Consider the following 24,373-nt stretch of genomic DNA (forward strand, 5'->3'; position numbering starts at 1 on the left):
AGTCGAGCTTGCTCGACTGCCTGCAAAACAGTCGAGCAAGCTCGACTCTACGAAGGGCAGACCCGCCCACCAGGGCAATGCCGGCCAGCGGCCGGCACTACCGGTGAAGCAACAGCGAGGGATCAGCGCTGTTCGGCGGCGACCAGCTCGGCCAGCTGCACGGCATTCAATGCCGCGCCCTTGCGCACGTTGTCCGAGACGATCCACAGGTTCAGGCCGCGCGGGTGCGACAGGTCTTCACGGATGCGGCCGACGTACACCGCATCGGTGCCCGAGGCATGGGTGACCGGGGTCGGGTAGCCACCGGCTTCATGGCGGTCCACCACTTCCACGCCCGGCGACTGTTCCAGCAGTGCGCGCGCTTCGGCCACGGTCACCTTGTCGCGGGTCTCGATCGCCACCGATTCGGAGTGGCCGTAGAACACCGGCACGCGCACCGCGGTCGGGTTCACCAGGATGCTCTCGTCGCCGAGGATCTTGCGGGTTTCCCAGACCAGCTTCATCTCTTCCTTGGTGAAGCCGTTGTCCTGGAAGTCGTCGATGTGCGGGATCAGGTTGAAGGCGATCTGCACCGGGAAGCGCTGCGGATCGATCTCCTGGAAGCACAGTAGCTGGCCGGTCTGCTTGCCCAGCTCTTCCATCGCCGAACGGCCGCCGCCGGACACCGACTGGTAGGTGGAGACGTTGATGCGCTCGATGCCGTACTTGCGGTGCAGCGGCGCCAGCGCCACCAGCATCTGCATGGTCGAGCAGTTCGGGTTGGCGATGATGCCGCGCGGACGGTTGCCGACCTGGTCCGGGTTGACCTCGGACACCACCAGCGGCACGTCATCGTCGTAACGGAAGGCCGAGGAGTTGTCGATCACCACCGCACCGGCGGCGGCGAACTTCGGCGCGTACTCCTTGGAGACGCTGCCACCGGCCGAGAACAGGGCGATTTCCACGCCGCTGGGGTCGAAGGTGGCCAGATCCTGGATCTTCACCTTCTGGCCTTCGAACTCGACTTCACCGCCGGCCGAGCGCTCGGAAGCGAGCAGGCTCAGGGTACCGACCGGGAAGTTGCGCTCGGCCAGGATGGCCAGCATGGTTTCGCCGACGGCGCCGGTGGCACCGACGATGGCGACGTGGAAGCTGCGTTGTGCATTGCTCATGGGGGAACTCTCACGAAAACGGGAAGGGGGAAAACTCACGCACGACAGCTGGGTTCGGGGAACCTCCTCAGGCGGGGCGCGCAGAGGTTCCCTATCGTTTCCCGGTTTTTTTGCCCAGCACGCCACGCGCGGCGAGGGCCGCGTCGGCGTTGATCGCGCTCGGCATGCACGCCGCTTCGCCGGCCAGGCCGAGGCCGGCCAGCAGGTTGTCCACGGCCAGCTGCACCATCGCGGTACGGGTGCCCAGCGAGGCGCTGCCGATATGCGGGGTCAGCACCACGTTGCGCAGCGCCAGCAGTTCCGGGCGCACCTTCGGTTCGCCTTCGTAGACATCCAGGCCGGCGGCGGCCAGGCGGCTATGGGCCAGTGCATCGGCCAGGGCCAGTTCGTCGACGATGCCGCCGCGGGCGATGTTCACCAGGGTGGCCGACGGCTTCATCTTCGCCAGCGCGGCCGCATCGATGATGTGGTGCGAGGCCGGGGTATACGGCAGCACGGTGACCAGGTGGTCGGACTGCGCCAGCAGCGTGTCCAGGTCCACGTAGGTCGCGCCGAGCGCGGCTTCGGTCTCGGCCGGCAGCCGCGAACGGTTGTGGTACAGCACCTTCATGCCGAAGCCGAGCGCGCCACGGCGGGCCACGCCCTGGCCGATGCGGCCCATGCCAAGGATGCCCAGCGTGCTGCCGTGGATGTCGGCGCCGAGCATGGTCTGGAACGACCATTGCCCCCACTGCCCTTCACGCAGCCAGCGCTCGGATTCGGTGATGCGGCGCGCGGTGGCCATCAGCAGGGCGAAACCGAGGTCGGCCGTGGTCTCGGTGAGCACGTCCGGTGTGTTGCTGGCGAGGATGCCGGCCGCGCTCAGCGCGTCGACATCCAGGTTGTTGTAGCCGACGCCTACGTTGGCGATCACCTGCAGCTGCGCGGCATCGGCCACCTGGGCCGCACCGATGCGCTCGTTGAGGGTGATGATCGCGCCGTCGACCGAGGCCAGGCGCTGGGCGATCTGCTGCGGCGACCAGGCGGTGACGGTGTCGGTGGCCAGCAGCTGCACGCGATCGCGCAGCGGCGCGATGGCCGCGTCGATCAGCGGCTGGCTCACCCACACCGTCGGCCGGGTATCAGCCATCGATCTGCCCGGGAATGCGCGGGGTGATGGTGCCGACGTCACCGCACTGGGCGCGGTGGCGCAGGGCCTGGTCCATCAGCACCAGGGCCATCATCGCCTCGGCGATGGGGGTGGCACGGATGCCGACGCACGGGTCGTGGCGACCGGTGGTGACCACTTCGACCACGTTGCCCTCGGTATCCAGCGACGGGCCCGGCAGGCGCAGACTGGAGGTGGGCTTGAGGACGATGGACGCGACCACCGGCTGGCCGGTGGAAATGCCACCGAGGATGCCGCCGGCATGGTTGCTGGCGAAGCCCTGCGGGGTCAGCAGGTCACGGTGTTCGGTGCCCTTCTGCGCGGCGCTGGCGAAACCATCGCCGATCTCCACGCCCTTCACTGCGTTGATGCTCATCAGCGCGGCGGCGAGGTCGCCGTCGAGCTTGCCGTAGATCGGCTCGCCCCAGCCCGGCGGCACGTTGTCGGCCACCACGTCCACGCGCGCACCGACCGAATCACCGGACTTGCGCAGCGCATCCATGTACGCCTCCAGCTCGGGGACCTGTTCGGCGTGCGGCCAGAAGAACGGGTTGTCTTCCACCGCCGACCAGTCGAAACCGCCCGGACGGATCTCGCCCAGCTGCGACAGGTAACCGCGCACGGTCACGCCGAAGCGCTCGGCCAGCCACTTCTTGGCGACCACGCCGGCGGCCACGCGCATGGTGGTCTCGCGGGCCGAAGAACGGCCGCCACCGCGCGGGTCACGGATGCCGTACTTGTGCCAGTAGCTGTAGTCGGCATGGCCCGGCCGGAACTGCTGGCCGATGTTCGCGTAATCCTTGCTGCGCTGGTCGGTGTTGCGGATCAGCAGCGCGATCGGGGTGCCGGTGGTCAGGCCCTCGTACACGCCGGACAGGATCTCGACCTCATCAGCCTCGCGGCGCGCCGAGGTATGCCGGCTCTTGCCGGTGGCGCGACGCTGCAGGTCGTGGGTGAATTCGGCCGCATCCAGCGCCAGCCCCGGCGGGCAACCGTCGATCACGCAGCCGATGGCCGGCCCGTGCGACTCGCCGAACGTGGTGACGGTGAACAGCTTGCCGAACGAATTGGAACTCACGGGCGCTGCGCCGCCAGTTCGGTGATGCGTGCGCTGTGGGCGATCAGCTCGCGGCATTCGACCGCGAAGATGCCCATCTGGCCGACCTTGAACTCCACCCAGGCGAAGTCGACTTCCGGCAGCAGCTTGATCAGGTGCTGCTCGGATTCACCCACTTCGCAGATCAGCAGGCCGTCCTCGCTCAGGTGCAGCGGGGCGTCGCGCAGGATCTTCAACACCAGGTCCAGGCCGTCGTCGCCGGCGCGCAGGCCCATTTCCGGCTCGTAGGAGTATTCCTGCGGCAGGGCATCGGTCTCGTCGTTGGTGACGTACGGCGGGTTGGTGACGATCAGGTCGTAGTGGCGGCCGGTCAGGCCGTTGAACAGGTCCGACTTCAGCAGGGTCACGTTGTGCGCCTGCAGGCGTTCCTTGTTCTCTTCGGCCAGCGACAGCGCGTCATCGCTCAGGTCGACGCCGTCCACTTCCCAGTTCGGGTAGTAGTGGCCCATGGCGATGGCGATGCAGCCCGAACCGGTGCACAGGTCCAGCGCACGGCTGACATCGCGGCCGGCCAGCCACGGCTCGAAGCCGCACTCGATCAGCTCGGCGATCGGCGAACGCGGCACCAGGGCGCGCGAATCGCTCTTGAAGCTGAGGCCGGCGAACCAGGCTTCACCGGTCAGGTAGGCGGCCGGGACGCGCTCGTCGATGCGGCGCTGGAACAGTTCCAGCACGCGGACCTTCTCGGCCTGCAGCAGGCGCGCCTGGCCGTAGGCCGGGCCGAGGTCGTGCGGCAGGTGCAGGCTGTGCAGCACCAGCTGGGTGGCCTCGTCCAGGGCGTTGTCGTAGCTGTGCCCGAAGGTCAGCCCGGCTTCGTTGAAACGGCTGGTGCCGTAGCGGATCAGGTCGATGATCGTGTGGAGTTCGGCGGCCGTTTCAGCGGTCATGGCGGTACTGCGGGCAAAGTGGCCCACGATTATAGAGGCTGGCGCCCGCGGCGGCATCCGTTGCGACGGAAACGATCAGGCTGCAGCCGGTATGATGGGGATTACTTCCTGCGGGGGCTCCCATGTTCAATCGCAACGTCGGCATCATCCTGCTGATCGCCCTGGCGGCGGGCCTGGGCCTGCTGGCCGCGCAGCAGGTGTTCGCGCCGAAGCCGCCGGCCAACCAGCCGGCCACCGAAGCGATCACCCTGTACCCGCACACCCGCGAGCTGCCCGATTTCAACCTGGCCCAGTCCGACGGCACCCGGCTGATCCCCGGCGAGCTGAAGGGCCACTGGACCCTGGTGTTCCTCGGCTTCACGTTCTGCCCGGACGTGTGCCCCACCACCCTGGCCGAGCTGGCCGGTGCGCAGAAGCAGTGGGAAGCCCTGCCCGACACGCTGCGCCCGCGCGTGCTGTTCGTGTCGGTGGACCCGGACCGTGACAACGCCATCCGCCTGGGCGAGTACGTGCACGGTTTCCACAAGGACACCCTGGCCGCCACCGCCGACATTCCCTCGCTGGAGCGCTTCGCCACCTCGCTGGGCTTCGTGTTCCAGAAGGTGCCGGGCAAGCATTTCGACGAGAATCCAGAGGATTACACCGTCGAGCACTCGGCCAGCCTGGCCGTGCTCGACCCGCAGGGCCGCCTTGCCGGCCTGGTGCGGCCCCCGTTCAACGCGCCGGCCATCGCCCGCGACCTGCAGAAGCTGACCGAGAAATCCGCCCCATGAGCCTGACCACCGCCCTGACGTACGCCCTGCCCCACCGCCTGCTGTCCTCGATGGCGCGCTCGCTGGCGTACTCGGACGACCCGCGCGTGTCGCGCTGGCTGATCGACACCGTCACCCGCAAGTTCAACGTCAACCTGGACGAAGCGGCCAATCCGGACCCGCGCAGCTACCCGACCTTCAACCAGTTCTTCACCCGCGCCCTGAAGCCGGGCGCGCGCGTGGCCGATGCCGATCCGCGCAGCCTGGTGATGCCGGCCGACGGCCGCATCAGCCAGCTGGGGAAGATCGAGGCCGGCCGCATTTTCCAGGCCAAGGGCCAGTCCTTCACCGCCGCCGAGCTGCTGGGCAGCGACGAGGACGCCAAGCCGTACAACGACGGCCTGTATGCCACGGTGTACCTGTCCCCGCGTGACTACCACCGCGTGCACATGCCCTGGACCGGCACCCTGCGCGAGACCGTGCACGTGCCGGGCCGCCTGTTCAGTGTCGGCCCGGCCGCGGTGAACGGCGTGCCGCGCCTGTTCGCCCGCAACGAGCGCCTGGTCTGCCACTTCGATACCAGCTTCGGCCCGATGGTCAGCGTGATGGTCGGTGCGCTGCTGGTGTCCGGCGTGGAAACGGTGTGGAGCGGCGAAGAGATCCCGGCCTACGGCGACCGCATCACCCGCAAGGATTACCGCGGCCAGGGCATCCAGCTGGAGCGTTTCGCCGAAATGGCGCGCTTCAACTACGGCTCGACCGTGATCGTGCTGCTGCCGCCGGGCGTGGCCGAGTTCGCCCCGCAGCTGGGCGCCGAAAGCCCGGTGCAGCTGGGCCAGGCGCTGGCAAAGCTGCGCTGACCGGGCGGTATCGATTCACCGTGGTGCCGGCCAGCGGCCGGCACTACCAGGTCGAATGGATTCACCGGGATGCCGGCCAGCGGCCGGCACTACCGCCTAGGTAGATCCACGCCGTGCGTGGATGGATTCACTGCAGGGTCGGGGCCGGGCCGACGTCGACGCCGTCGTAGTCTTCCACGCCGGTCTGGCTGGCCAGGGCGGCCAGTTCCTGGTTGCGCAGGTCCAACGAGGCTTCGTCGTGGATCTCCACGCGCTCCACGTGCAGCACGTGGAAGGGCGCATCGCCCTCCTCCGGCTCCTGCTCGAACAGTTCCACCACCTCATAGCCCTGGGCTTCCAGGGTGGTCGCCAGCGCCTGCAGGCGGTCCGGGGTGGAATGCACGAAGTAATAGCCCCACAGCAGGGGCGCGGCGAGATCCCAGTCGGTGTTCTCGCGCAGGTTGGCGAACAGATCGCGGGTTGCTTCCAGGTCCATGGCTCTCTTCCGGTTCGGTTACTTGTCGCAGCCCTGCAGCTTCAGCACCTGGCCGGGGCGCAGGCTGTAGCTGGGGGCCTTCAGGCCGTTGGCGCGCGCCAGGGTAGGCACTTCGCACTGGAATTTCGCCGCGATGCGGCCCAGGGTGTCGCCCTTGCCGACCTTGTAGGTCTTGGCAGGCTTGGCCTTGGGCGCCGCCGGGCGCGGCGCGGCAACCGGCGCGGTCGGTGCGGTCGGCACCGTGGCGCTGGCGTTCGGGTCGGCCAGCGGCACCACGCCGCCCACGGCCACGCTGCCGGTGTAGCTGGCGGCGGTCGGGCGCACGATGGCCGCGTTCAGATCGGCGGTGATCAGGGTGCGGGCCAGGTCCGCGCGCGGGCCGCTGACGCAGTTGCGCTGGTACAGGCCGGCGATGCGGGTGGTGGCGTTGATCAGCGTGCCGGCCGGAATCCAGCCATCGGCCTCATAGCGCGGGTTGAGGTTGCGCAGCGCGCGCATGTAGCCGTCACGCGTGCCGTGGCTGCCCAGGCAGATGGTCAGCTCGTAGATGGTGGTCGACTTGGCCAGGCGCAGGGTGGCCGGCTGCGCGCTGATCTTCGGGAACTCCACGCCGTACTGCTGCGGGTGCAGGAAGATCCACGCCGCGGCGATCACCATCGGCACGTAGTCCTTGGTCTCGCCGGGGAACTGGTTGTAGACGCTGTCGGTCCAGAAGCTCTGCCCGCCGCTCTGCTTGAACACGCGTGCGGCACGGCCTTCGCCACCGTTGTAGGCGGCCACCGACATTTCCACGTTGTTGTTCAGTTCGCGCAGGCGCTCGTTGAGGTAGCTGGCGCTGGCTTCGGCGGCGCTGCGCGCGTCGAAGCGGGTATCGAAGCCGGTGCCGTCCGGGCCGAGGCCGAAGCGGCGGCCGGTAGCCGGCATGAACTGCATCAGGCCGGCCGCACCAGCGCGCGAGGACGCATGTACGCGGCCATTGGATTCCTTGGCCATGATGCCGAACAGCAGCGCCTCGGGCAGGCCGCGCTTTTCCCACTCGGGCCACATCACCGCGCGCAGGTTCTGGTAGTTCTCGTAGCTGGTCAGCAGGGCCGGACGCATGTCGGTCAGCCAGCGGCGGATGCCCGCCTGCACGGCCGGGTTGTAGTCGACCATGTTGTCGAAGGCGTGGCGCTTGTCGTTGAGCAGGGCCGCGGCGCGGGCGGCCTCGGGCACGTCGGCGGTCAACGGGCCCACGTGGTCCGGGTCGGCCTCCAGGCGGTCGCCGCCCTCGTCGGCGCTGTCATCGCTGGCGGCCGCGTCGGCATCACGCTTCAGCAGGCGCTTGTAGGTGGCCAGCATGTTGCTCATCTGGCAGCCCTTCTGCTTCACGCATTCGCTGATGACATCTTCCATGTCCTCCAGCGCCGCGTCGGCTTCGTTGCTGCCCTTGGGGTCGGCATTGGCGACCAGCAGCAGGGCATCGCTGTAGCGTTTCTCGGCGGTGGCCATGCGCTGCTGCAGCGCATCGGCCTTGGCCTGGTCCCGCGCCGAAACACGCTGCGCATGGGCGTCGGGCGCCAGGGATACCAGGCCGGCAAGCGCCAGCAGCGGCCAACCACGGGAAATCAGGACAGGAACGGGCATTGGTGGCACTGTGTGCGAAACAGGCAGGCAGAGTAGCGGTGCCGCCAAGGTCCGGGCAACCCGGCCGTCGGCCCGCTACCGTCGGCGGTTAACATTGGGCGCATTCACCACTAGGGCTGGACCATGGATCCGATTCTGCTCGGCAAAGGCATCACCGACGATGTGGCTGTCACCCTGCTGCCGAAACTCGGCAACCGCCACGGCCTGGTGGCCGGCGCCACCGGCACCGGCAAGACCGTGACCCTGATGACCCTGGCCGAGGGCTTCTCGCGGCTGGGCGTGCCGGTGTTCCTGGCCGATGTGAAGGGTGATGTGTCAGGCCTGGCCGTACCCGGCACCGGCGCCGATACCCTGCTGCAGCGCGCCGCCGAGATCGGCGTGGCCGACTACGCCCCGGCCGCCAGCCCTACCGTGTTCTGGGATCTGTACGGCAAGCTCGGCCACCCTGTGCGCACCACCATCAGCGAGATGGGCCCGACCCTGCTGGCGCGCATCCTGGAATTGAACGACACCCAGTCCGGCGTGCTCGACATCGTCTTCAAGCTGGCCGACGACCGCGGCCTGCTGCTGCTGGACATGGACGACCTGCGCGCCCTGCTCGGCCTGGTGGCCGAGGAGCGCAAGGACATTTCCACCGAGTACGGTCTGGTCAGCGCACAGTCGATCGCGGCCATCCAGCGCTCGGTGCTGCGCCTGGCCCAGGACGGCGGCGAAGGCTTCTTCGGCGAACCGGCGGTGGAACTGGCCGACCTCATGCGGGTCAACCACGACGGCCGCGGCGTGGTCGGCATCCTCGCCGCCGACCAGCTGGTGCTCAAGCCCAGGCTCTACTCCACCTTCCTGCTGTGGCTGCTGTCGGAACTGTTCGAGCAGCTGCCGGAAGTGGGCGACCTGGAAAAGCCCAAGCTGGTCTTCATCTTCGACGAGGCCCACCTGCTGTTCGACGACGCACCGGCCTCGCTGGTGCAGCGCATCGAGCAGGTGGTGCGCCTGATCCGCTCAAAGGGCGTGGGCGTGTACTTCTGCTCGCAGTTCCCCGACGACGTGCCGGGCAACATCCTCGGCCAGCTCGGCAACCGCGTGCAGCACGCGCTGCGCGCCTTCACCCCGCGCGACCAGAAGGCGGTGAAGACCGCCGCCGAGACCTTCGTACCGAACCCGAAGCTGGACGTGGCCAAGGCCCTCAGCCAGCTCGGCACCGGGGAAGCGCTGGTGTCCACGCTGCAGGACAAGGGCGTACCGATGCCGGTGCAGCAGACGATGATCGCCCCGCCGCGCTGCCGCATGGGGCCGATCACCGAGGCCGAGCGCGCGCAGGTGCGTGCGGGCAGCCCGGTCGGCACCCGCTACGACACCGCGGTGAACCGCGAATCGGCCGCCGAACTGCTGGCCCAGCGCGCGCAGAAGGCCACCGAGCAGGCCGCAGCCCCGGCCGCCCGCAGCCGCGAGCAGGACGAGGCGCAGGAAGGCGGCTTCGGCCAGTCGATCAAGGACGCGATCTTCGGCACCAAGCGCCGCCAGGGCATGATCGAAACCATGGCCAAGCAGACCACGCGCACGGTCGGCACCAAGCTGGGCAACCAGATCGTGCGCGGCATCCTCGGTGGCATTTTCGGCGGCAAGCGTTGATCTTCCATTGCCGGGGTCAGAGCCCTTTCCGCTGGAAAGGGATCTGACCCCGGGCTCCGACCCCACTGCCTATTCGTCATCCTGAAAAGAAGTCGTACTGCATGTCCCGCTGGCGTCCCCCCGCAGAAAAAAGCACCGCCCTGATCACCGCTGCCGGCCACGCCCGGCTGAAAGCCGAGCTGGATGACCTGTGGCGCGTGCGCCGCCCCGAGGTGGTGAAGGCGCTGGCCGCGGCCGCTGCCGAAGGCGACCGTTCGGAGAATGCCGAGTACACCTACCGCAAGAAGCAGCTGGGCGAGATCGACCGCCGCGTGCGCTACCTGACCAAGCGCCTGGAATCGCTGCGCGTGGTCGACACCACGCCGACCGATCCGCAGGCGGTGTTCTTCGGTGCGTGGGTGGAGCTGGAGAACGTGGACAGTGGCGAGACCAGCCGCTACCGCATTGTCGGCCCGGACGAGACCGATGCCGGGCTGGGCTGGATCAGCATCGACTCGCCGCTGGCGCGGGCGCTGCTGAAGAAGCGCATCGACGACGAATTCGCGGTGGAGCTGCCCGGCGGGCAGTTCACGTTCGCGGTGGTCGGGGTGGAGTACGCGCCGCGGTAGAGTCGACTGTTAGTCGACTCTCTGTCGGTCGACTATCGCGCGCAGCGCGGGATTTTCATAGGTGCAGGAAGAGCAGTCGACTAACAGTCGACTCTACCGAAGCAGCGTCAGCGGCGGCGGGTAGTGGCGGCCGAAGCGCAGCGGGCGGAAGTAATCGGCGTTGCGGTAGAAGGCGGCATCCTGCACCTCATGCCAGCCGGGAATACCGGCCAACGGCAGCGGCCGCAGCTGCAGCGGATCGCCCAGCACCCGGCCCTCGTCGATGGCTCGGGTGACCGTCTCGATGCATCCCGCCTCACCATCGCCCTGCACCACCACGCACTTGCCGACCAGTAGCCGGCCCGGCAGCAGCGCCTGCTCCATCAGCGCATGGCCGAACACCGCCACCACAGCGATGCCACCGCCCTGCCAATGCGAAGCATCGAACAGTGCGTGCCAGTCGTGCGCGTCCCATGCGGCCAGCACGCCGGCATCGCGCACCTGCACGACCACGCCGGTTTCATCGAACTGGGTCAACGCGGCCTGCGCGCGGTTGCGCTGGCCGGGCGCCATCGCCGCGATGTGCAGGCACTGCCGTGCATTGAGCACGCGCTTGAGCCGGGGAAAACCCGCCCAGACCAGCGCATTGAACAGGTCGTGCCAGTTGTCCGCACGGGTCGCGAGGCGGCCCTGGGCGATGCGGGCCTCGTAGTGCAGGCCATCGGCCAGCAGCGCGGCATCCTGCTCGACCAGCTGCAGCCCAGGCAGGGCCAGCCGGGCATCCAGCGCGGTGACGGTCGGCCAACCCGGTCCCGCCAGCAGATCGGCAAAGCCGCGCACACCATCGAACAGCGGATGCTCGAACACCCGCGCATCGACCGCCGCACGCGGCGGCGGGATGAAGCGACGAGGGCCGCCTGCGTCGCCGCCGGCGGCCGTCGCTGCGGTCACAGCACCTTGAGGTCGAACGCCGGACGCGTGGCGCTGGCCAGCGCGTCACCGTACAGGTCGTGCTCGTCGCTCTCGGTGATCTCCACGTCGACGAACTCGCCCACGCGCAGCGGCACCTGGTCGGCGTTCTGGATGTGCACCAGGCCGTCGATCTCCGGCGCATCGGCCTTGGAACGGGCCACGGCGATATCGCCTTCGATGGCATCGACCAGGCACTGCTGCACGGTGCCGATCTTGGCTTCCAGGCGCGCGGCGGAAATCTGCGCCTGCTTCTCCATGAAGCGGGCCAGGCGCTCCTGCTTCACTTCTTCCGGCACGGCATCGGGCAGGTCGTTGGCGGTAGCACCCTCGACCGGCGAATAGGCGAACGCGCCCACGCGGTCCAGCTGTGCTTCGTCCAGGAACGACAGCAGCTCTTCGAACTCGGCCTCGGTCTCGCCCGGGAAGCCGACGATGAAGGTCGAACGCACGGTGATGTCCGGGGCGATGCGGCGCCAGTTCTGCACGCGCTCAAGGGTCTTCTCGACCGCACCCGGGCGCTTCATCAGGCGCAGGATGCGCGGGCTGGCGTGCTGGAAGGGGATGTCCAGGTACGGCAGGATGCGGTTCTCCGCCATCAGCGGCACCACTTCGTCCACGTGCGGGTACGGGTAGACGTAGTGCATGCGCACCCAGGCATCGAGCTCGGACAGGCCTTCGCACAGCGCCTTCAGGCGGGTCTGGTAGGCCTTGTCGCGCCACATCTTCTCGGCGTACTTCACGTCCACGCCGTAGGCCGAGGTGTCCTGCGAAACCACCAGCAGCTCGCGCACGCCGCCGCGCACCAGGCGCTCGGCTTCGCGCAGCACCTCATCCACCGGGCGCGAAACCAGCTTGCCGCGCATCGACGGGATGATGCAGAAGCTGCACTTGTGGTTGCAGCCCTCGGAAATCTTCAGGTAGGCGTAATGGCGCGGGGTCAGCTTGATGCCGTAGTCCGGCACCAGATCCACGAAGGGATCGTGCTTGGGCGGCAGCGCTTCGTGCACCGCTTCCATCACGCTCTGGTAGTCCTGCGGGCCGGACACCGCCAGCACGTTCGGGTACGCCTCGCGGATCTGCTCCGGGCGCTTGCCCAAGCAGCCGGTGACGATGACCTTGCCGTTCTGGTTCATCGCCTCGCCAATGGCGTCCAGCGATTCGGTCACCGCCGAATCGATGAAGCCGCAGGTGTTGACAACCACCACGTCGGCCGAATCGTAGGACGGGACGATGTCATAACCTTCCGAGCGGAGCTGGGTCAGGATGCGCTCGGAATCGACAAGGGCCTTCGGGCAGCCAAGGCTGACGAAGCCGACTTTGGGGTTCAGCTGGGACATGGAAATCGCGGGACTCTGGGGGCCTGGGCCCCTGCCGGCATGGCAGGGGGACCTGGGGGCCGGGGCCTGAAAGGGCGCCAGTATAACGGGGTTGGTGGCCGGGCTCTGAATGGCCAGCCGCCTGATCGGGCACAGCCGCTGACACGCCGCTAACCCGGCCAGCGTCGACAATGCAGGCCTGTCCCCTGCAACGAGGTTCCCGACGATGTCCGAATGGATCACCCTGGATACGCATCATGGCCCGGTCCGCGCCTGGCAGGTCCTGCCCGAAGGCAAGCCGCGCGCGGCGCTGGTGGTCATACAGGAAATCTTCGGGGTCAACGCGCACATGCGCGGGGTGGCCGAGCGCTTCGCCGCCGAAGGCTACGCCGTGCTGGCACCGTCGTTCTTCGACCTGGTGGACGGCCCGGAATCCGACCCCGATGCCCTGCCCTACAGCCCCGAGGGCGTGAAGGACGGCCTGGAGCGGGTCAACACCCTGGGCATGGAAAAGGCGCTGGAAGTGGTCCGTGCCGCGGCGACGCGCCTGGCCCCCCATGGCAAGGTCGGCACCGTCGGCTACTGCTGGGGCGGCAGCGTGGCGCTGCTGGCGGCGATGCGCCTGGGCCTGCCCTCGGCCAGCTACTACGGCGGCCGCAACGTCAATTTCCTCGACGAAACGCCCAAGGCACCGGTGATCTTCCACTTCGGCGCCCAGGACAGGAGCATCCCGCCGGACGCCGTGCAGGCCCACCGCGAGAAGCTGCCGCAGATGGCCACCTACGTCTATCCGGCCGACCACGCCTTCAACCGGGAGGTCGGACATGCGTATGATCCAGACAGCGCCGCCCTGGCGCTGCAACGCACCCTGGACTTCTTCACGGAGCATCTTGGATGAGCGATTTCGAACTGGATTCACGCCTGGCCACCGACAGCGTCCTGGTAGCAGAAGGCCCGTTGTCGCAAGTGCGGTTGATGAACGACGAACGATTCCCCTGGCTGGTGCTGGTGCCGCGCCTGGCCGGGATCACCGAATGGATCGAGCTGGACGGTGAACAGCAGGACAAACTGCGCACCGAACTCAACCGCGCCTGCAAGGCCCTGCACGGCACGGACGGGGTGGAGAAGATCAACATCGGCGCGCTGGGCAATATCGTGCGCCAGCTGCATTTCCACGTGATCGGCCGCCACGACGGCGATCCGGCGTGGCCGGGCCCGGTCTGGGGCAGTGGTCCGGCGCACCGCTACGAGCCGGCCGCACTGGACCAGCATGTCGCCTACTGGAAGGAACGGCTAGGATATCCGGCCCATCCCTGAGCCTTTGACGACCCGATGCGCTTCAATCTCGTCGCCGCCATCCTGCTGATCCTGATCGGCTTGTTCATGCTCGCCAGCAACCTGGGCTGGACGCACCTGAACCTGTCCAAGCTGTTCCTGACCTGGTGGCCGGTCGGCCTGGTCGGCGTCGGCATCGCGATGCTGTTCGGACGCGGCAAATAAGACAGCGCCGGGCCATGCCCGGCGAATGCACCACGCGGCCCATACGAAAACGCCGGGCATGGCCCGGCGCTACCGATAGGTTGATCAGGTGCGCGGCAGGGTCACGCCGGTCTGGCCCTGGTACTTGCCGCCGCGGTCCTTGTACGAGGTCTCGCAGACGTCGTCGGCCGCCGCCTGGAAGAACAGCATCTGGGCCACGCCTTCGTTGGCGTAGATGCGCGCCGGCAGCGGCGTGGTGTTGCTGAATTCCAGGGTCACGTGGCCTTCCCACTCCGGTTCCAGCGGGGTCACGTTGACGATGATGCCGCAGCGGGCATAGGTGCTCTTGCCCAGGCACACAACCAGGGTGTCGCGCGGGATGCGGAAGTACTCCACCGTACGCGCCAGCGCGAAGCTGTTCGGCGGGATGATGCACTCATCACCGACGATGTCGACGAAGCTGCCCGGGTCGAAGTGCTTGGGGTCGACGATCGTGGAGTTGATGTTGGTGAACACCTTGAACTCACGCGAGCAGCGCACGTCGTAACCGTAGCTGGAGGTGCCGTAGCTGACGATGCGCTCGCCGTTGGCGTGCTTCACCTGCCCGGCCTCGAACGGCTCGATCATGCCGTGCTGCTCGGACATACGGCGGATCCAACGGTCACTCTTGATGCTCATGCTTTGTCCTGGGTACGAGGGGGCGCGTGGATTCTAGCAGGGGGCCGGGCACGCACGCCGCAGCCCCGCTGGCCTGGCCTTACAGCAGCGAGGACAGGATCTGGATCGAGGCACGCGGGCGCTTGCCCACCTCCTCCACCAGACGCTCGGCGGCGCGGCGGTAGGCCTGGGCCGCGGTCGACTCGGGCTGGGCGACGGTGATCGGGCTGCCGGCATCCCCCTGTTCGCGGATGTCGATCTGCAGCGGCAGCGACCCCAGCAGCGGCACGCCGTACTGCGCGGCCATGCGCTCGCCGCCGCCCTCGCCGAACAGGTGCTCGATGTGGCCGCAGTTGCTGCAGGTGTGCACGGCCATGTTCTCGACGATGCCCAGCACCGGCACCTCCACCTTCTCGAACATCTTCAGCGCCTTCTTCGCATCCAGCGTGGCGATGTCCTGCGGCGTGGTGACGATGACCGCACCGGCCAGCGGAATCTTCTGCACCAGGGTCAGCTGGATGTCACCGGTACCCGGCGGCAGGTCGATCAGCAGGTAGTCCAGGTCGTCCCACAGCGTGTCTTCGAACAGCTGGGTCAGGGCGGCGGTCGCCCGCGGTGCGCGCATGATCAGCGGCGTCTCGTCTTCCACCAGGTAGCCGATGGACATGGTGTCCACGCCGAACGCGCGCATCGGCTCGATGCTCTTGTTGTCCGGGCTTTCCGGGCGCCCGGACAGGCCGAGCATGGCCGGCACGCTGGGGCCGTAGATATCGGCGTCGAGCACGCCCACGCGGGCACCGAGCTGCTGCAGCGCCACGGCCAGGTTCACCGAAGTGGTGGACTTGCCCACGCCTCCCTTGCCCGATCCCACCGCGATGACGTTGCGGATGCGCGCATGGGGCGAAAGGCCCTTCTGCACCTGGCTGGCATGGGGACGACGGGCGGGGCTGTTCACTGCGGACTCCGGAAGCGGTTCATGGGGCGGGCAACCTCCCATCATACAAGTTCAGCCACGCGCAGCCCTTCCCGTCCTGCGCGCGTAGGCGAAAGGCACTGAACGCGCGCTGCACGAGGAATGCCACCTTCAGCAGAATCTCCCGGCAGCGCTGATTCAGTCGACCGCATTTAGGTGAAACGCGACAGTCATTTTAAATTCAATAGTTAAGAATAAGTGAATCTATTATTAAGCCGACTTGAAGACGAACCGCCAGACTCGGCAAATAAATATCCATCTCATTGATTCTGCTTAAGAATTAGGCGCGATACGCGAAGATTCCTTGCAATTTCGTGCCATTAACGTTAATGCCGTGTTACGTTCGGCTCCACAGCTTGGAAACTGAAGGCTGATTGAATGCCCCGGTAACGGGGGCTGCCTGCACTTACTTAATGGATGGGATATCGCAATGACTCGTCGTCGCACCAATGTCGTCCGCCACCCGCTCTCGCTCGCGCTGCTCGGCAGCCTGCTCGCCACCGCCCTTCCCGCCCTCGCCCAGGACAGCAAGGAGACCACCGACCTCGGTCGCGTGACCGTCACCGGTTCGCTCATCCCGCAGACCCAGGTGGAAAACCACACCCCGGTGCTGACCGTCACTGCCGAGGACATCCAGACGCGCGGCTTCACCAGCATCGCCGAAGTCCTGCAGCAGTCCTCGCTGACCACCGGCGGCCTGCAGGGCGGCCAGTCCTCCGCGGCCTTCACCCAGGGTGCCGAAGCGGCCGGCATGTTCGGCCTGGATCCGGGTTACACCAAGTACCTGATCAACGGCCGCCCGATGCTGCAGTACCCGGCGCTGTACAACGGCAGCGACGCCTTCAACAACATCAGCGGCATCCCGATCGACATCGTCGAACGCATCGAGATCCTGCCGGGCGGCCAGTCGTCGCTGTACGGCTCTGATGCCATCGCCGGCGTGGTCAACATCATCCTGAAAAAGCGCATGGATGGCGGCACGATCAACGTGCGCGGCGGCGCCTACACCGAGGGCGGCGGCAACAACGTCCGCGTCAGCGTGGCCAAGGGCTTCAACAGCGCCGATGACCGCTTCAACGCGCTGTTCAACGTGCAGTACGAAAAATCCAGTCCGATCTGGGGCTACCAGCGCGACCTGACCAAGGTGAACAACCCCGGCGGTTACAGCGCGCAGGTGCCGTCCAACGACTTCCTCGTCTACCTGCCCGACGAAAACAACGCATTCGTCATGATGGACCCGACCCGCTGCGCCAGCGTGGCCGGGCAGTTCGGCGGCACCACCGAACTCGGCGTGCGTGCCGCTGGTGAGTCCTGCGGTTCCAAGTACAGCGCCGGCTACCGCACCATCAAGAACGCCAAGGAAAGCAGCCAGTTCTATTCCTCGCTCAACTTCCAGGTGAACGAGAACTTCGAACTGTTCGCCGAGGCGCTCTACAGCCTCGAAGAGATCAACTACGTCACCGGTTCCGGCTACACGTTCTGGAGCACCGGGCCGGGCTTCGGTTACATCTATGACCAGGACACCGACCAGTACATGAGCCTGCAGCGCGCGTTCGCGCCGGAGGACATCGGCGGCCAGGGCTACCGTGACATCCAGGAAACCAACCGCAACAAGGCCTACCAGATCACCTTGGGCGGCCGCGGCACCTTCGGCACCAACTGGGATTACAGCGCCAGCTTCAGCCGCGGCGAATACAAGCTGACCGAGCGCGGCTTCGCACGCTGGGCCGAGCCGATCGACAGCTGGTTCGAACAGAACGTGTTCGGCCCGGTGCTTGGCCAGACCGATGATGGCTACAACATCTACAGCCCGAACTGGGGCGCGTTCTACTCGCAGCTGCCGGCAGGCGCATTCCAGAGCTTCACCGGCTACACCTACAATCAGAGCCGCACCTGGCAGAACCTGGGCCGCGTGCAGCTGACCAACAGCGGGCTGTTCTCCCTGCCCGGTGGCGACGCCGGCCTGGGCATCGTCGTCGAAGGCGGCAGCGAAGGCTGGGATTACAGCCCGGATGCGCGCCTGCTCAACGGTGATGTCTGGGGCACCACTTCGGTGGCCGGCGCCGGCCATCGCAGCAACTACGCGGTGACCGGCGAACTGCGCCTGCCGCTGCTCGACTCGCTCACCGTCACCGGTTCGGGCCGCTATGACGCCTTCAAGATCGCCGACAACACGGTCGACAAGTCGACGTACAGCATCGGCGTCGAGTTCCGTCCGATTGAAAGCCTGCTGTTCCGCGGCAAGTACGGCACCGCGTTCCGTGCGCCGTCGCTGCCCGATGCATTCCAGGGTGAAAGCGGCTTCTACACCGCCGCCACCGACTACTACCGCTGTGCCCAGCTCGGCTTCGAGCCCGCCGACACCGTCGGCTGCCCGTATGCAGGCCAGTCCACCTTCGGCGTGCAGTCGGGCAACCCGGAGCTGGAACCGATCACCGCCGATGTGTGGAACGCCGGCGTGGTCTGGGCACCGATGGCCAACCTGTCGCTGTCGGTGGATTACTACCGCTGGAAGATCGAGAACGAGGTCGACACCCTCAGCTCCGACCAGCTGCTGCGTGCCGAGTACTACTGCCGCAACAACCTGGACAACAACACCAACGCCACCTGCCAGAACGTGGCCGACTGGGTCACCCGCGATGCGTCGGGCAACCTGGACCAGATCTACACGCCCAAGCTCAACGTGGCACGGCAGAACCTCAATGCGCTGACCGCCAGCTTCAAGTACGTGCAGGACATCGGCCGCTTCGGCTCGCTGCAGTTCGCCAGCAACTACACCAACATCCTCAAGCGCGAAGTGCAGCCGCAGACCGGCGATGACTACCTGGACCTGCTGCGCGATCCGTATGCGATGTGGAACTACCAGGCCTTCGCCAAGGTGCGTGCCGATGGTTCGATCGGCTGGGCGAAGAACCAGTGGACCACCACCCTGTACTACAACTACATCGGCCGTACCCCCAACTACATGGCGTACCTGGGCGAAGGCTACGACTACGTCCACTCCTCCGGCTACAAGGCTGGCAAGTGGGGCTCGTACACCACCTACAACCTGAGCGTGAGCTACCGCGCGATGGACAACCTGACCCTGTCGCTGATGGTCAACAACGTGTTCAACAAGAACCCGTCGAGCCAGCGCCACAGCTTCGGCGGCAACATCAGCGCACCGTACAACGAAAGCCTCTACAACCCGTATGGCCGGGCGATCTACGCCCAGATGCAGTACGACTTCGGCGCCAAGTAAGCGCCGCGACACTCCAGGGAATGACTGGCACTGGCCCCGCTTCGGCGGGGCCATTTTTTTTGCCCGCGTGGCTGGCCCGCGGGCGCCGCAATGGCAGCGACCCCCTCGACCCGGCCTCACAACCCGAACTGCTGGCTGAACACCCGGCACCGTATCCACCCTTCACCGGGGGTCGGCGCGGCCTGCCATGCAGCAAAACCTTTCATTTGAAATCAACGCCTTGGATCAAAAATCCATCCAAATCAGCACTTTGCCTACTTTGTCTTCATGACGGGAGCATGAACAGTTGACACGGCAAGTTAAGGTCGTGTTAACGTCGACCCATCGGCTTGTGAAGCCGGTTACAGAACGGGGCGAAAAGCCCTACAGGGACGACAGGTCCACGCGCCTGTCGAGATTCGATACATCAGGGGATCCATCCATGACCATCCGCACGGCGCTCAGCCGCCACCCGCTGAGCTTTGCTCTGACGACCGCCCTGCTGGCAGCCGTCGTTTCCCCCGCCTTTGCCCAGGAAGCCGGCAACGAAGCCGGTGGCAAGAACGCCACCAACCTGGACCGCGTTTCGGTCGTCGGCTCGCGCATCAAGCGCGCTGAAGTCGAAGGCCCGGCGCCGGTCACCGTCATCTCGCGCGCCGACATCGACCGCGAAGGCTTCCAGTCGGTCGGCGACATGCTGCAGACCCTGACCCAGAACACCACCAGCTCGTTCACCGGCGATCTCGCCGTGACCGGCTTCACGCCCAACGCCCAGGTGGTCAACCTGCGCAACCTGGGCCCGGGCTACACCCTGACCCTGGTCAACGGCCGCCGCCCGGCGCAGTACCCGCAGCCGTACAACCGCGACAACAACGTGGTCAACATCAAGGCCATCCCGAGCTCGATCGTCGAGCGCGTTGAAGTCCTGACCGGCGGCGCCTCGGCCATCTACGGTTCGGACGCTGTCGCCGGCGTGATCAACATCGTGCTGCGCAAGAACTACGACGGCAACCAGCTGCGCCTGACCACCGGCACCACCGAAGAAGGCGGCGGCGACAACGTCAACGTCGAGTACACCGGCGGCAAGACCGGCGACCGCTGGAGCGCGACCTACGCGCTGCAGTACAGCGAGAACGAGCCGGTGTTCGCCTCGCAGCGCCACGCGCTGGCCGATACCCGCAACAACGCCGCCGGCGTCGCGGTGAATCCGTCGCTGTCGCTGGTCGCCCTGAGCTCGGCCGGCCTGAACGGCCACGTGCGCAACCAGAACGCGCTGTACAACGCTGCGGCCTGTGATGCGTTCGACTACACCACGGTGACCACCGCCTCGCGCGGTACCTACTGCGGCAGCTATACCCAGGTCGCCGCCCGTTCGATCTGGAACAAGAACCAGAACTTCAACGGCTACGGCTACGGCACGTTCGACGTGACCGACACCACCCAGCTGTTCGGCAGCGTCAACTTCTACAAGACCAAGGCCAAGGCCAGCGGCGGCATCGAGTTCTGGGGCACCTCGGGTGACCGCTTCACCTCCAACCCGAGCGGCGCCGCGACCGGCGTGTACTACGACTCCGCCCTGCAGGACCTGATCCAGCTGCAGCGCACCTTCAACCCGTTCGAACTAGGTGGCAACGAAGCCGCCAGCACCCTGTACGACGAGAAGAGCTACGACTTCACCTTCGGTGCGCAGGGCACCTTCGCCGATCGTTTCGACTGGGAAGCCAGCGTCAACTACGGCAAGTACGAGTACGAAGCCGACCGCCCGCGCCTGCTGGCCAAGGCCGTGCATGACTACTTCCTGGGCCCGCTGCAGGGCTACATCAGCAATTACCCGATCTACACGCTGAACCAGGACCGCTGGAACACTCCGATCACCCCGGAGATCTACCAGAGCTTCGCCACCCGCGTGAAGAACGTTGCCGAATCGACCTCGGCCACCGCCAACTTCAACATCAGCGGCGACCTGTTCGAGCTGCCGGCCGGCCCGGTGGGCTTCGCGGCGGTCATCGAAGGCATGCGCCAGACCACCGACCTGGTCAGCGACGTGCGCACCAACCAGCTGCGTCCGATCGACGACCAGACCATCTACAACCTGACCAGCTCCGGTGAAACCCACGGCGCCCGTAACCGCTATGCGGTGGGTACCGAGTTCCGCGTGCCGATCTTCAGCAACCTGTCGATGAACCTGGCAGGCCGCTGGGACAAGTACGACGACATCACCGCCGTCGACGATGCCAAGACCTTCAACGTCGGCCTGGAATACCGTCCGTTCAGCAACCTGCTGATCCGTGGTTCCTACGCCACCAGCTTCCGCGCACCGGACATGCAGCTGGTCTACGCCGAAGGCGCCGCCTCGTTCTCGACCATCCTCGACGAATACAGCTGCCGTTCGGGCACCGGCCTGGGCCAGGCTGCAGGCGCTCCGGGCCGTACCCGCGCGCAGTGCAACGTGACCGGTGACGTGACCCTGTACCAGGCGCAGTCGCTGATCGCCGGCAACCCGAACCTGAAGGAAGAAGAAGGCAAGTCGTGGGGCGCCGGCTTCGTGTGGGACATCATGGACTCGATGTCCATGTCGGTGGACTACTACAAGATCCGCCTGGAAGATGCCTCCACCCAGCTCAGCTCGACCTACCTGCTGCAGAACGAAGCCAACTGCCGCCTGGGCGTGCGCCCGGATGGCACGCCGTTCGAGCAGGGCTCCGATTCGGCCTTCTGCCGCAACCTGACCGCGCTGGTCACCCGTACCAACGCACCGGGCACCACCCTGGACGGCCGCATCTCGCAGATCAACACCGCGTACATCAACGCGGCGCTGCTGGAAACCAGCGGTATCGATGCCACCTTCAAGTACAAGCTGGATACCGATCGCCTCGGCGACTTCGGCCTGGACCTCGGCTACTCGCTGGTGCTGACCAACAAGTACCAGGAAAACAGCGACGACGAGCTGATCGACTACCGCGACCTGCCGCTGTATGACTACAGCCAGCGCAGCCGCCTGCGCGGCAGCCTGAGCTGGGCCGGCGACGAATGGGGTGCGACCCTGTTCGGTACCCGCTACGGTTCGAACTGGAACGCCGCCTGGACCGAACGCCTGGCCCCGTACATGCAGTACAACCTGCAGGTCAGCAAGAAGTTCGGCCCGAACGTGCGTGCCGAGTTCACGGTGGTCAACCTGACCGACAACCAGTTCCGTCGCGATCCGACCAACACCGCGTACCCGTACTTCAACAGCTACATCGGCGCCGACCCGCTGGGCCGTCGCTACTACTTCAGCCTGTCCTACCGCTTCTGATGCGACAGGTTGTGTGACAAGCAGAGCCCGGCCTAGGCCGGGCTCTGTGTTTGCGCATCGGCAGCAACGCCATACCCTGGGCCACGAAGGCCCGCCAATTGAAGGGGATACACGATGTACAAGTTGTCCTTCGCCCTGCTTGCACTGGCATTGTGCACCACCGCCGTGCCGGCCTCCGCCGCGACGGCCTACTCGGTCGAAGATTTCGTCAAGCACGCTGCCTACGGCAACGTGCGCATCTCGCCCAACGGCGAGTATCTGGCCGTGACCATGGACCACGGCGACCAGGACGTCCTGGCCGTTCTGCGCACCAGCGACCTGAAGGTGCTCAAGGTCAACCAGCTGCCGGAAAAGAAGAGCGTCGGCCAGTTCACCTGGATCGCGCCGGACCGCCTGATGTTCAATGCGGTGAAGAAGATGGGCGGCTATGCCCAGCCCTTTGCCACCGGCGAATGGTTCGCCGTCAACGCCGATGGCAGCCAGGCCGTGCCGCTGATCTTCTACGGCACCCGCGATGCCACCCAGCGCGGCAAGACCGTCGGCCGCGAAAGCTTCAGCCTGCTCGACACGCTGAAGGACGACGACCGCAACGTCATCATGCAGTCGCGTTACCCGCGCTCCAACGAAGGTGCCGGCACCCAGGTGGTGCAGGTCGATACCTTCAGCGGCCGCCGCACCGTGCTCGCACGCGCGCCCAAGGACGACTGCTCCATCGCGCTGGACGCGCAGAAGGAACCGCGTTTCGCGGTCTGTTCGTCCAGCCGCAACGAGGAAGGCGAGTACGACGAACGCACCGAACTGTACCGCCGCGATGGCCGTGACTGGACCCTGGTCAACGCCTCCAAGACCGACGGCAAGCACCTGTGGGTCGAGCGCGCCACCGCCGATGGCACCGTGTATGTCACCCAGAGCGACGACAAGGCGCCCGGCGCGGTGGGCACGCTGGACACCGCCACCGGCACGTTCACCTCCCTGTTCCAGGACCCGGTGGCCGAAGTCTCCGACTACATCTGGTCCACCGATGACAACCGCCTGCTGGGCGTGATCACCGAAGCTGGTGCACCGAAGGTGACCCTGGTCGATGAGAACCACCCCGACGCCGAACTGTATGGCTCGCTGGCCGCATCATTCCCCGGCGAGCTGGTGGATTTCTCCAGCCACACCGCCGATGGCAGCAAGATCATCGTCTCGGTCTACAGCGACAGCAATCCGGGCGAGCTGTACCTGTATGACCGCGGCACCGGCAAGGCACGCTTCCTGATGCAGCGCGCGCCGCAGCTGGACAAGGCGCGCATGGCCTCGGTCAAGCCTTTCAGCTTCACCGCGCGCGACGGCAAAACCATCCATGCCTACCTCACCCTGCCCCATGGCAGCGACGGCAAGAACCTGCCGCTGATCGTCAACCCGCACGGCGGTCCGATCGGCCCGCGTGACAACTGGGGCTTCTCCGGCGAAACGCAGCTGTTCGCCAGCCGCGGCTATGCGGTGCTGCAGGTGAACTACCGCGGCTCCGGTGGCTACGGCAAGGCGTTCCAGGATGCGGGCCACAAGCAGTGGGCCGATGGCATCCAGAACGACATCATCGATGCCACGCAGTGGACCATCAACCAGGGCTACGCCAACAAGGACCGCATCTGCATCTACGGCGGCAGCTTCGGCGGCTACTCGTCGCTGATGGCCCCGATCCGTGCACCGGGCCTGTTCAAGTGCACCTTCGGCTACGTCGGCGTCTACGACATCGACATGATGTTCAAGAAGGGCGACATCCCGGAACGCGAGTCGGGCCAGCGCTTCCTGCGCCGCACCCATGGCACCGACACCGCCGACTGGACCCGCACCTCGCCGGCACGTCGCGCATCGGAAGTGAAGATCCCGGTTTACCTTGCCGCAGGCGCGCGTGACGTGCGCACGCCGCCGGAACAGACCGAGCTGATGAACAAGGCGCTGATCGCCGCCGGCAACAAGCCCGAAGGCATGATCATCGAGCCCGGCGAAATGCACGGCTTCTACGGTGTGCCGGCGCGGGTGAAGCTGTACACCACGATGCTCGATTTCTTCAGCCGCCACATCGGTCCGTCGGCGGCATCGGGGGCAAAGGCGGCTGACTGAGCCGTCCCCCGGCTCCCTGAACAGGGGAGCCGGGAACTTCGGGCACCTTTTGGCGCACCATGAAGGTGTGCCTGCGCGTACCCGGCAACGGGTGCGTGGGTGCCATCGTTCAATCAAGGAG

General features: G+C 66.5%; 20 protein-coding genes. 10 read left to right on the forward strand and 10 right to left on the reverse strand.

Translation table 11 applies throughout. The features are described 5' to 3' along the window. Nucleotides 1–122: 122 nt before the first annotated feature. From C1925_RS14410 to prmB, 4 genes are all read right to left on the reverse strand, one after another. Nucleotides 123–1,151 (reverse strand): aspartate-semialdehyde dehydrogenase, encoded by a 1,029-nt coding sequence (locus C1925_RS14410; protein ID WP_108769479.1) that lies wholly within the window; start codon nucleotides 1,149–1,151, stop codon nucleotides 123–125. Between the two features lie 91 nt (nucleotides 1,152–1,242). Beyond that, nucleotides 1,243–2,280, reverse strand: coding sequence for a D-glycerate dehydrogenase (locus C1925_RS14415; protein WP_108769480.1), 1,038 nt, complete (start codon nucleotides 2,278–2,280; stop codon nucleotides 1,243–1,245). Further along, nucleotides 2,273–3,376, reverse strand: coding sequence for a chorismate synthase (gene aroC, locus C1925_RS14420; protein ID WP_108769481.1), 1,104 nt, complete (start codon nucleotides 3,374–3,376; stop codon nucleotides 2,273–2,275). The genes C1925_RS14415 and aroC overlap by 8 nt, the downstream gene beginning before the upstream one ends. Beyond that, on the reverse strand, nucleotides 3,373–4,302 hold the full coding sequence (gene prmB / locus C1925_RS14425; protein WP_108770725.1) for a 50S ribosomal protein L3 N(5)-glutamine methyltransferase: 930 nt from the start codon (nucleotides 4,300–4,302) through the stop codon (nucleotides 3,373–3,375). Before prmB ends, aroC begins: the two co-directional genes overlap by 4 nt. A 122-nt stretch (nucleotides 4,303–4,424) precedes the next feature. Here prmB and C1925_RS14430 point away from each other — a divergent pair, with 122 nt between their 5' ends. Both C1925_RS14430 and asd read left to right on the forward strand, forming a co-directional pair. Then, nucleotides 4,425–5,075, forward strand: a complete 651-nt coding sequence (locus tag C1925_RS14430) for an SCO family protein (RefSeq protein WP_108769482.1) — start codon at nucleotides 4,425–4,427, stop codon at nucleotides 5,073–5,075. Next, entirely contained in the window at nucleotides 5,072–5,914 is an 843-nt protein-coding gene (gene asd, locus C1925_RS14435; protein WP_108769483.1) for an archaetidylserine decarboxylase, read from the forward strand. Before C1925_RS14430 ends, asd begins: the two co-directional genes overlap by 4 nt. Nucleotides 5,915–6,041: 127 nt before the next feature. On the opposite strand, the gene C1925_RS14440 is transcribed toward asd, so the two are convergent. Further along, nucleotides 6,042–6,389, reverse strand: a complete 348-nt coding sequence (locus C1925_RS14440) for a ribonuclease E inhibitor RraB (protein WP_108769484.1) — start codon at nucleotides 6,387–6,389, stop codon at nucleotides 6,042–6,044. A gap of 18 nt (nucleotides 6,390–6,407) precedes the next feature. Next, nucleotides 6,408–8,015: a transglycosylase SLT domain-containing protein gene (locus C1925_RS14445; protein WP_108769485.1), complete on the reverse strand. Its 1,608-nt coding sequence runs from the start codon at nucleotides 8,013–8,015 to the stop codon at nucleotides 6,408–6,410. 123 nt (nucleotides 8,016–8,138) lie between these two features. On the opposite strand from C1925_RS14445, the gene C1925_RS14450 reads away from it, so the two are divergent. Next, the gene (locus C1925_RS14450; protein ID WP_108769486.1) at nucleotides 8,139–9,644 is read left to right on the forward strand and encodes a helicase HerA-like domain-containing protein; all 1,506 of its coding nucleotides are present in this window, start codon (nucleotides 8,139–8,141) and stop codon (nucleotides 9,642–9,644) included. A 101-nt stretch (nucleotides 9,645–9,745) separates the two neighbouring features. Further along, nucleotides 9,746–10,252 (forward strand): transcription elongation factor GreB, encoded by a 507-nt coding sequence (gene greB / locus C1925_RS14455; protein ID WP_108769487.1) that lies wholly within the window; start codon nucleotides 9,746–9,748, stop codon nucleotides 10,250–10,252. 93 nt (nucleotides 10,253–10,345) lie between these two features. On the opposite strand, the gene C1925_RS14460 is transcribed toward greB, so the two are convergent. Together C1925_RS14460 and rimO are read right to left on the reverse strand one after the other, a co-directional pair. Continuing rightward, a complete protein-coding gene (locus tag C1925_RS14460; RefSeq protein ID WP_108769488.1) occupies nucleotides 10,346–11,182 on the reverse strand; it encodes a DUF3025 domain-containing protein in 837 nt (278 codons plus the stop codon). Beyond that, nucleotides 11,179–12,540: a 30S ribosomal protein S12 methylthiotransferase RimO gene (rimO, locus tag C1925_RS14465; RefSeq protein WP_108769489.1), complete on the reverse strand. Its 1,362-nt coding sequence runs from the start codon at nucleotides 12,538–12,540 to the stop codon at nucleotides 11,179–11,181. Before rimO ends, C1925_RS14460 begins: the two co-directional genes overlap by 4 nt. Before the next feature lie 205 nt (nucleotides 12,541–12,745). On the opposite strand from rimO, the gene C1925_RS14470 reads away from it, so the two are divergent. The 3 genes from C1925_RS14470 to C1925_RS21140 are packed head-to-tail and all read left to right on the forward strand — an operon-like array spanning nucleotide 12,746 to nucleotide 14,019. After that, entirely contained in the window at nucleotides 12,746–13,417 is a 672-nt protein-coding gene (locus tag C1925_RS14470) for a dienelactone hydrolase family protein (protein ID WP_108769490.1), read from the forward strand. Beyond that, nucleotides 13,414–13,836, forward strand: a complete 423-nt coding sequence (locus C1925_RS14475; RefSeq protein WP_108765801.1) for an HIT family protein — start codon at nucleotides 13,414–13,416, stop codon at nucleotides 13,834–13,836. The genes C1925_RS14470 and C1925_RS14475 overlap by 4 nt, the downstream gene beginning before the upstream one ends. Before the next feature lie 15 nt (nucleotides 13,837–13,851). After that, complete coding sequence (locus C1925_RS21140; protein ID WP_165835665.1) at nucleotides 13,852–14,019, forward strand: DUF5668 domain-containing protein; 168 nt, start codon at nucleotides 13,852–13,854, stop codon at nucleotides 14,017–14,019. Between the two features lie 84 nt (nucleotides 14,020–14,103). On the opposite strand, the gene dcd is transcribed toward C1925_RS21140, so the two are convergent. Together dcd and apbC are read right to left on the reverse strand one after the other, a co-directional pair. Continuing rightward, nucleotides 14,104–14,676: a dCTP deaminase gene (gene dcd / locus C1925_RS14480; RefSeq protein WP_079222647.1), complete on the reverse strand. Its 573-nt coding sequence runs from the start codon at nucleotides 14,674–14,676 to the stop codon at nucleotides 14,104–14,106. Between the two features lie 79 nt (nucleotides 14,677–14,755). Further along, nucleotides 14,756–15,610, reverse strand: coding sequence for an iron-sulfur cluster carrier protein ApbC (gene apbC, locus C1925_RS14485; protein WP_108769491.1), 855 nt, complete (start codon nucleotides 15,608–15,610; stop codon nucleotides 14,756–14,758). A 448-nt stretch (nucleotides 15,611–16,058) separates the two neighbouring features. Between apbC and C1925_RS14490 the strand changes: the two genes are divergently transcribed. The 3 genes from C1925_RS14490 (at nucleotide 16,059) to C1925_RS14500 (ending at nucleotide 24,252) form a co-directional block, all read left to right on the forward strand. Continuing rightward, nucleotides 16,059–18,869 carry a TonB-dependent receptor gene (locus C1925_RS14490; RefSeq protein ID WP_108769492.1) on the forward strand — a complete coding sequence of 937 codons (2,811 nt, stop codon included), beginning with the start codon at nucleotides 16,059–16,061 and terminating at the stop codon, nucleotides 18,867–18,869. A gap of 421 nt (nucleotides 18,870–19,290) precedes the next feature. Beyond that, a complete protein-coding gene (locus C1925_RS14495) occupies nucleotides 19,291–22,143 on the forward strand; it encodes a TonB-dependent receptor (RefSeq protein WP_108769493.1) in 2,853 nt (950 codons plus the stop codon). A gap of 114 nt (nucleotides 22,144–22,257) precedes the next feature. Further along, nucleotides 22,258–24,252: a S9 family peptidase gene (locus C1925_RS14500; protein WP_254051327.1), complete on the forward strand. Its 1,995-nt coding sequence runs from the start codon at nucleotides 22,258–22,260 to the stop codon at nucleotides 24,250–24,252. The last annotated feature ends 121 nt before the right edge of the window (nucleotides 24,253–24,373 follow it).

The sequence above is a fragment of the Stenotrophomonas sp. SAU14A_NAIMI4_5 genome (genome assembly GCF_003086795.1).
GTDB lineage: Bacteria > Pseudomonadota > Gammaproteobacteria > Xanthomonadales > Xanthomonadaceae > Stenotrophomonas.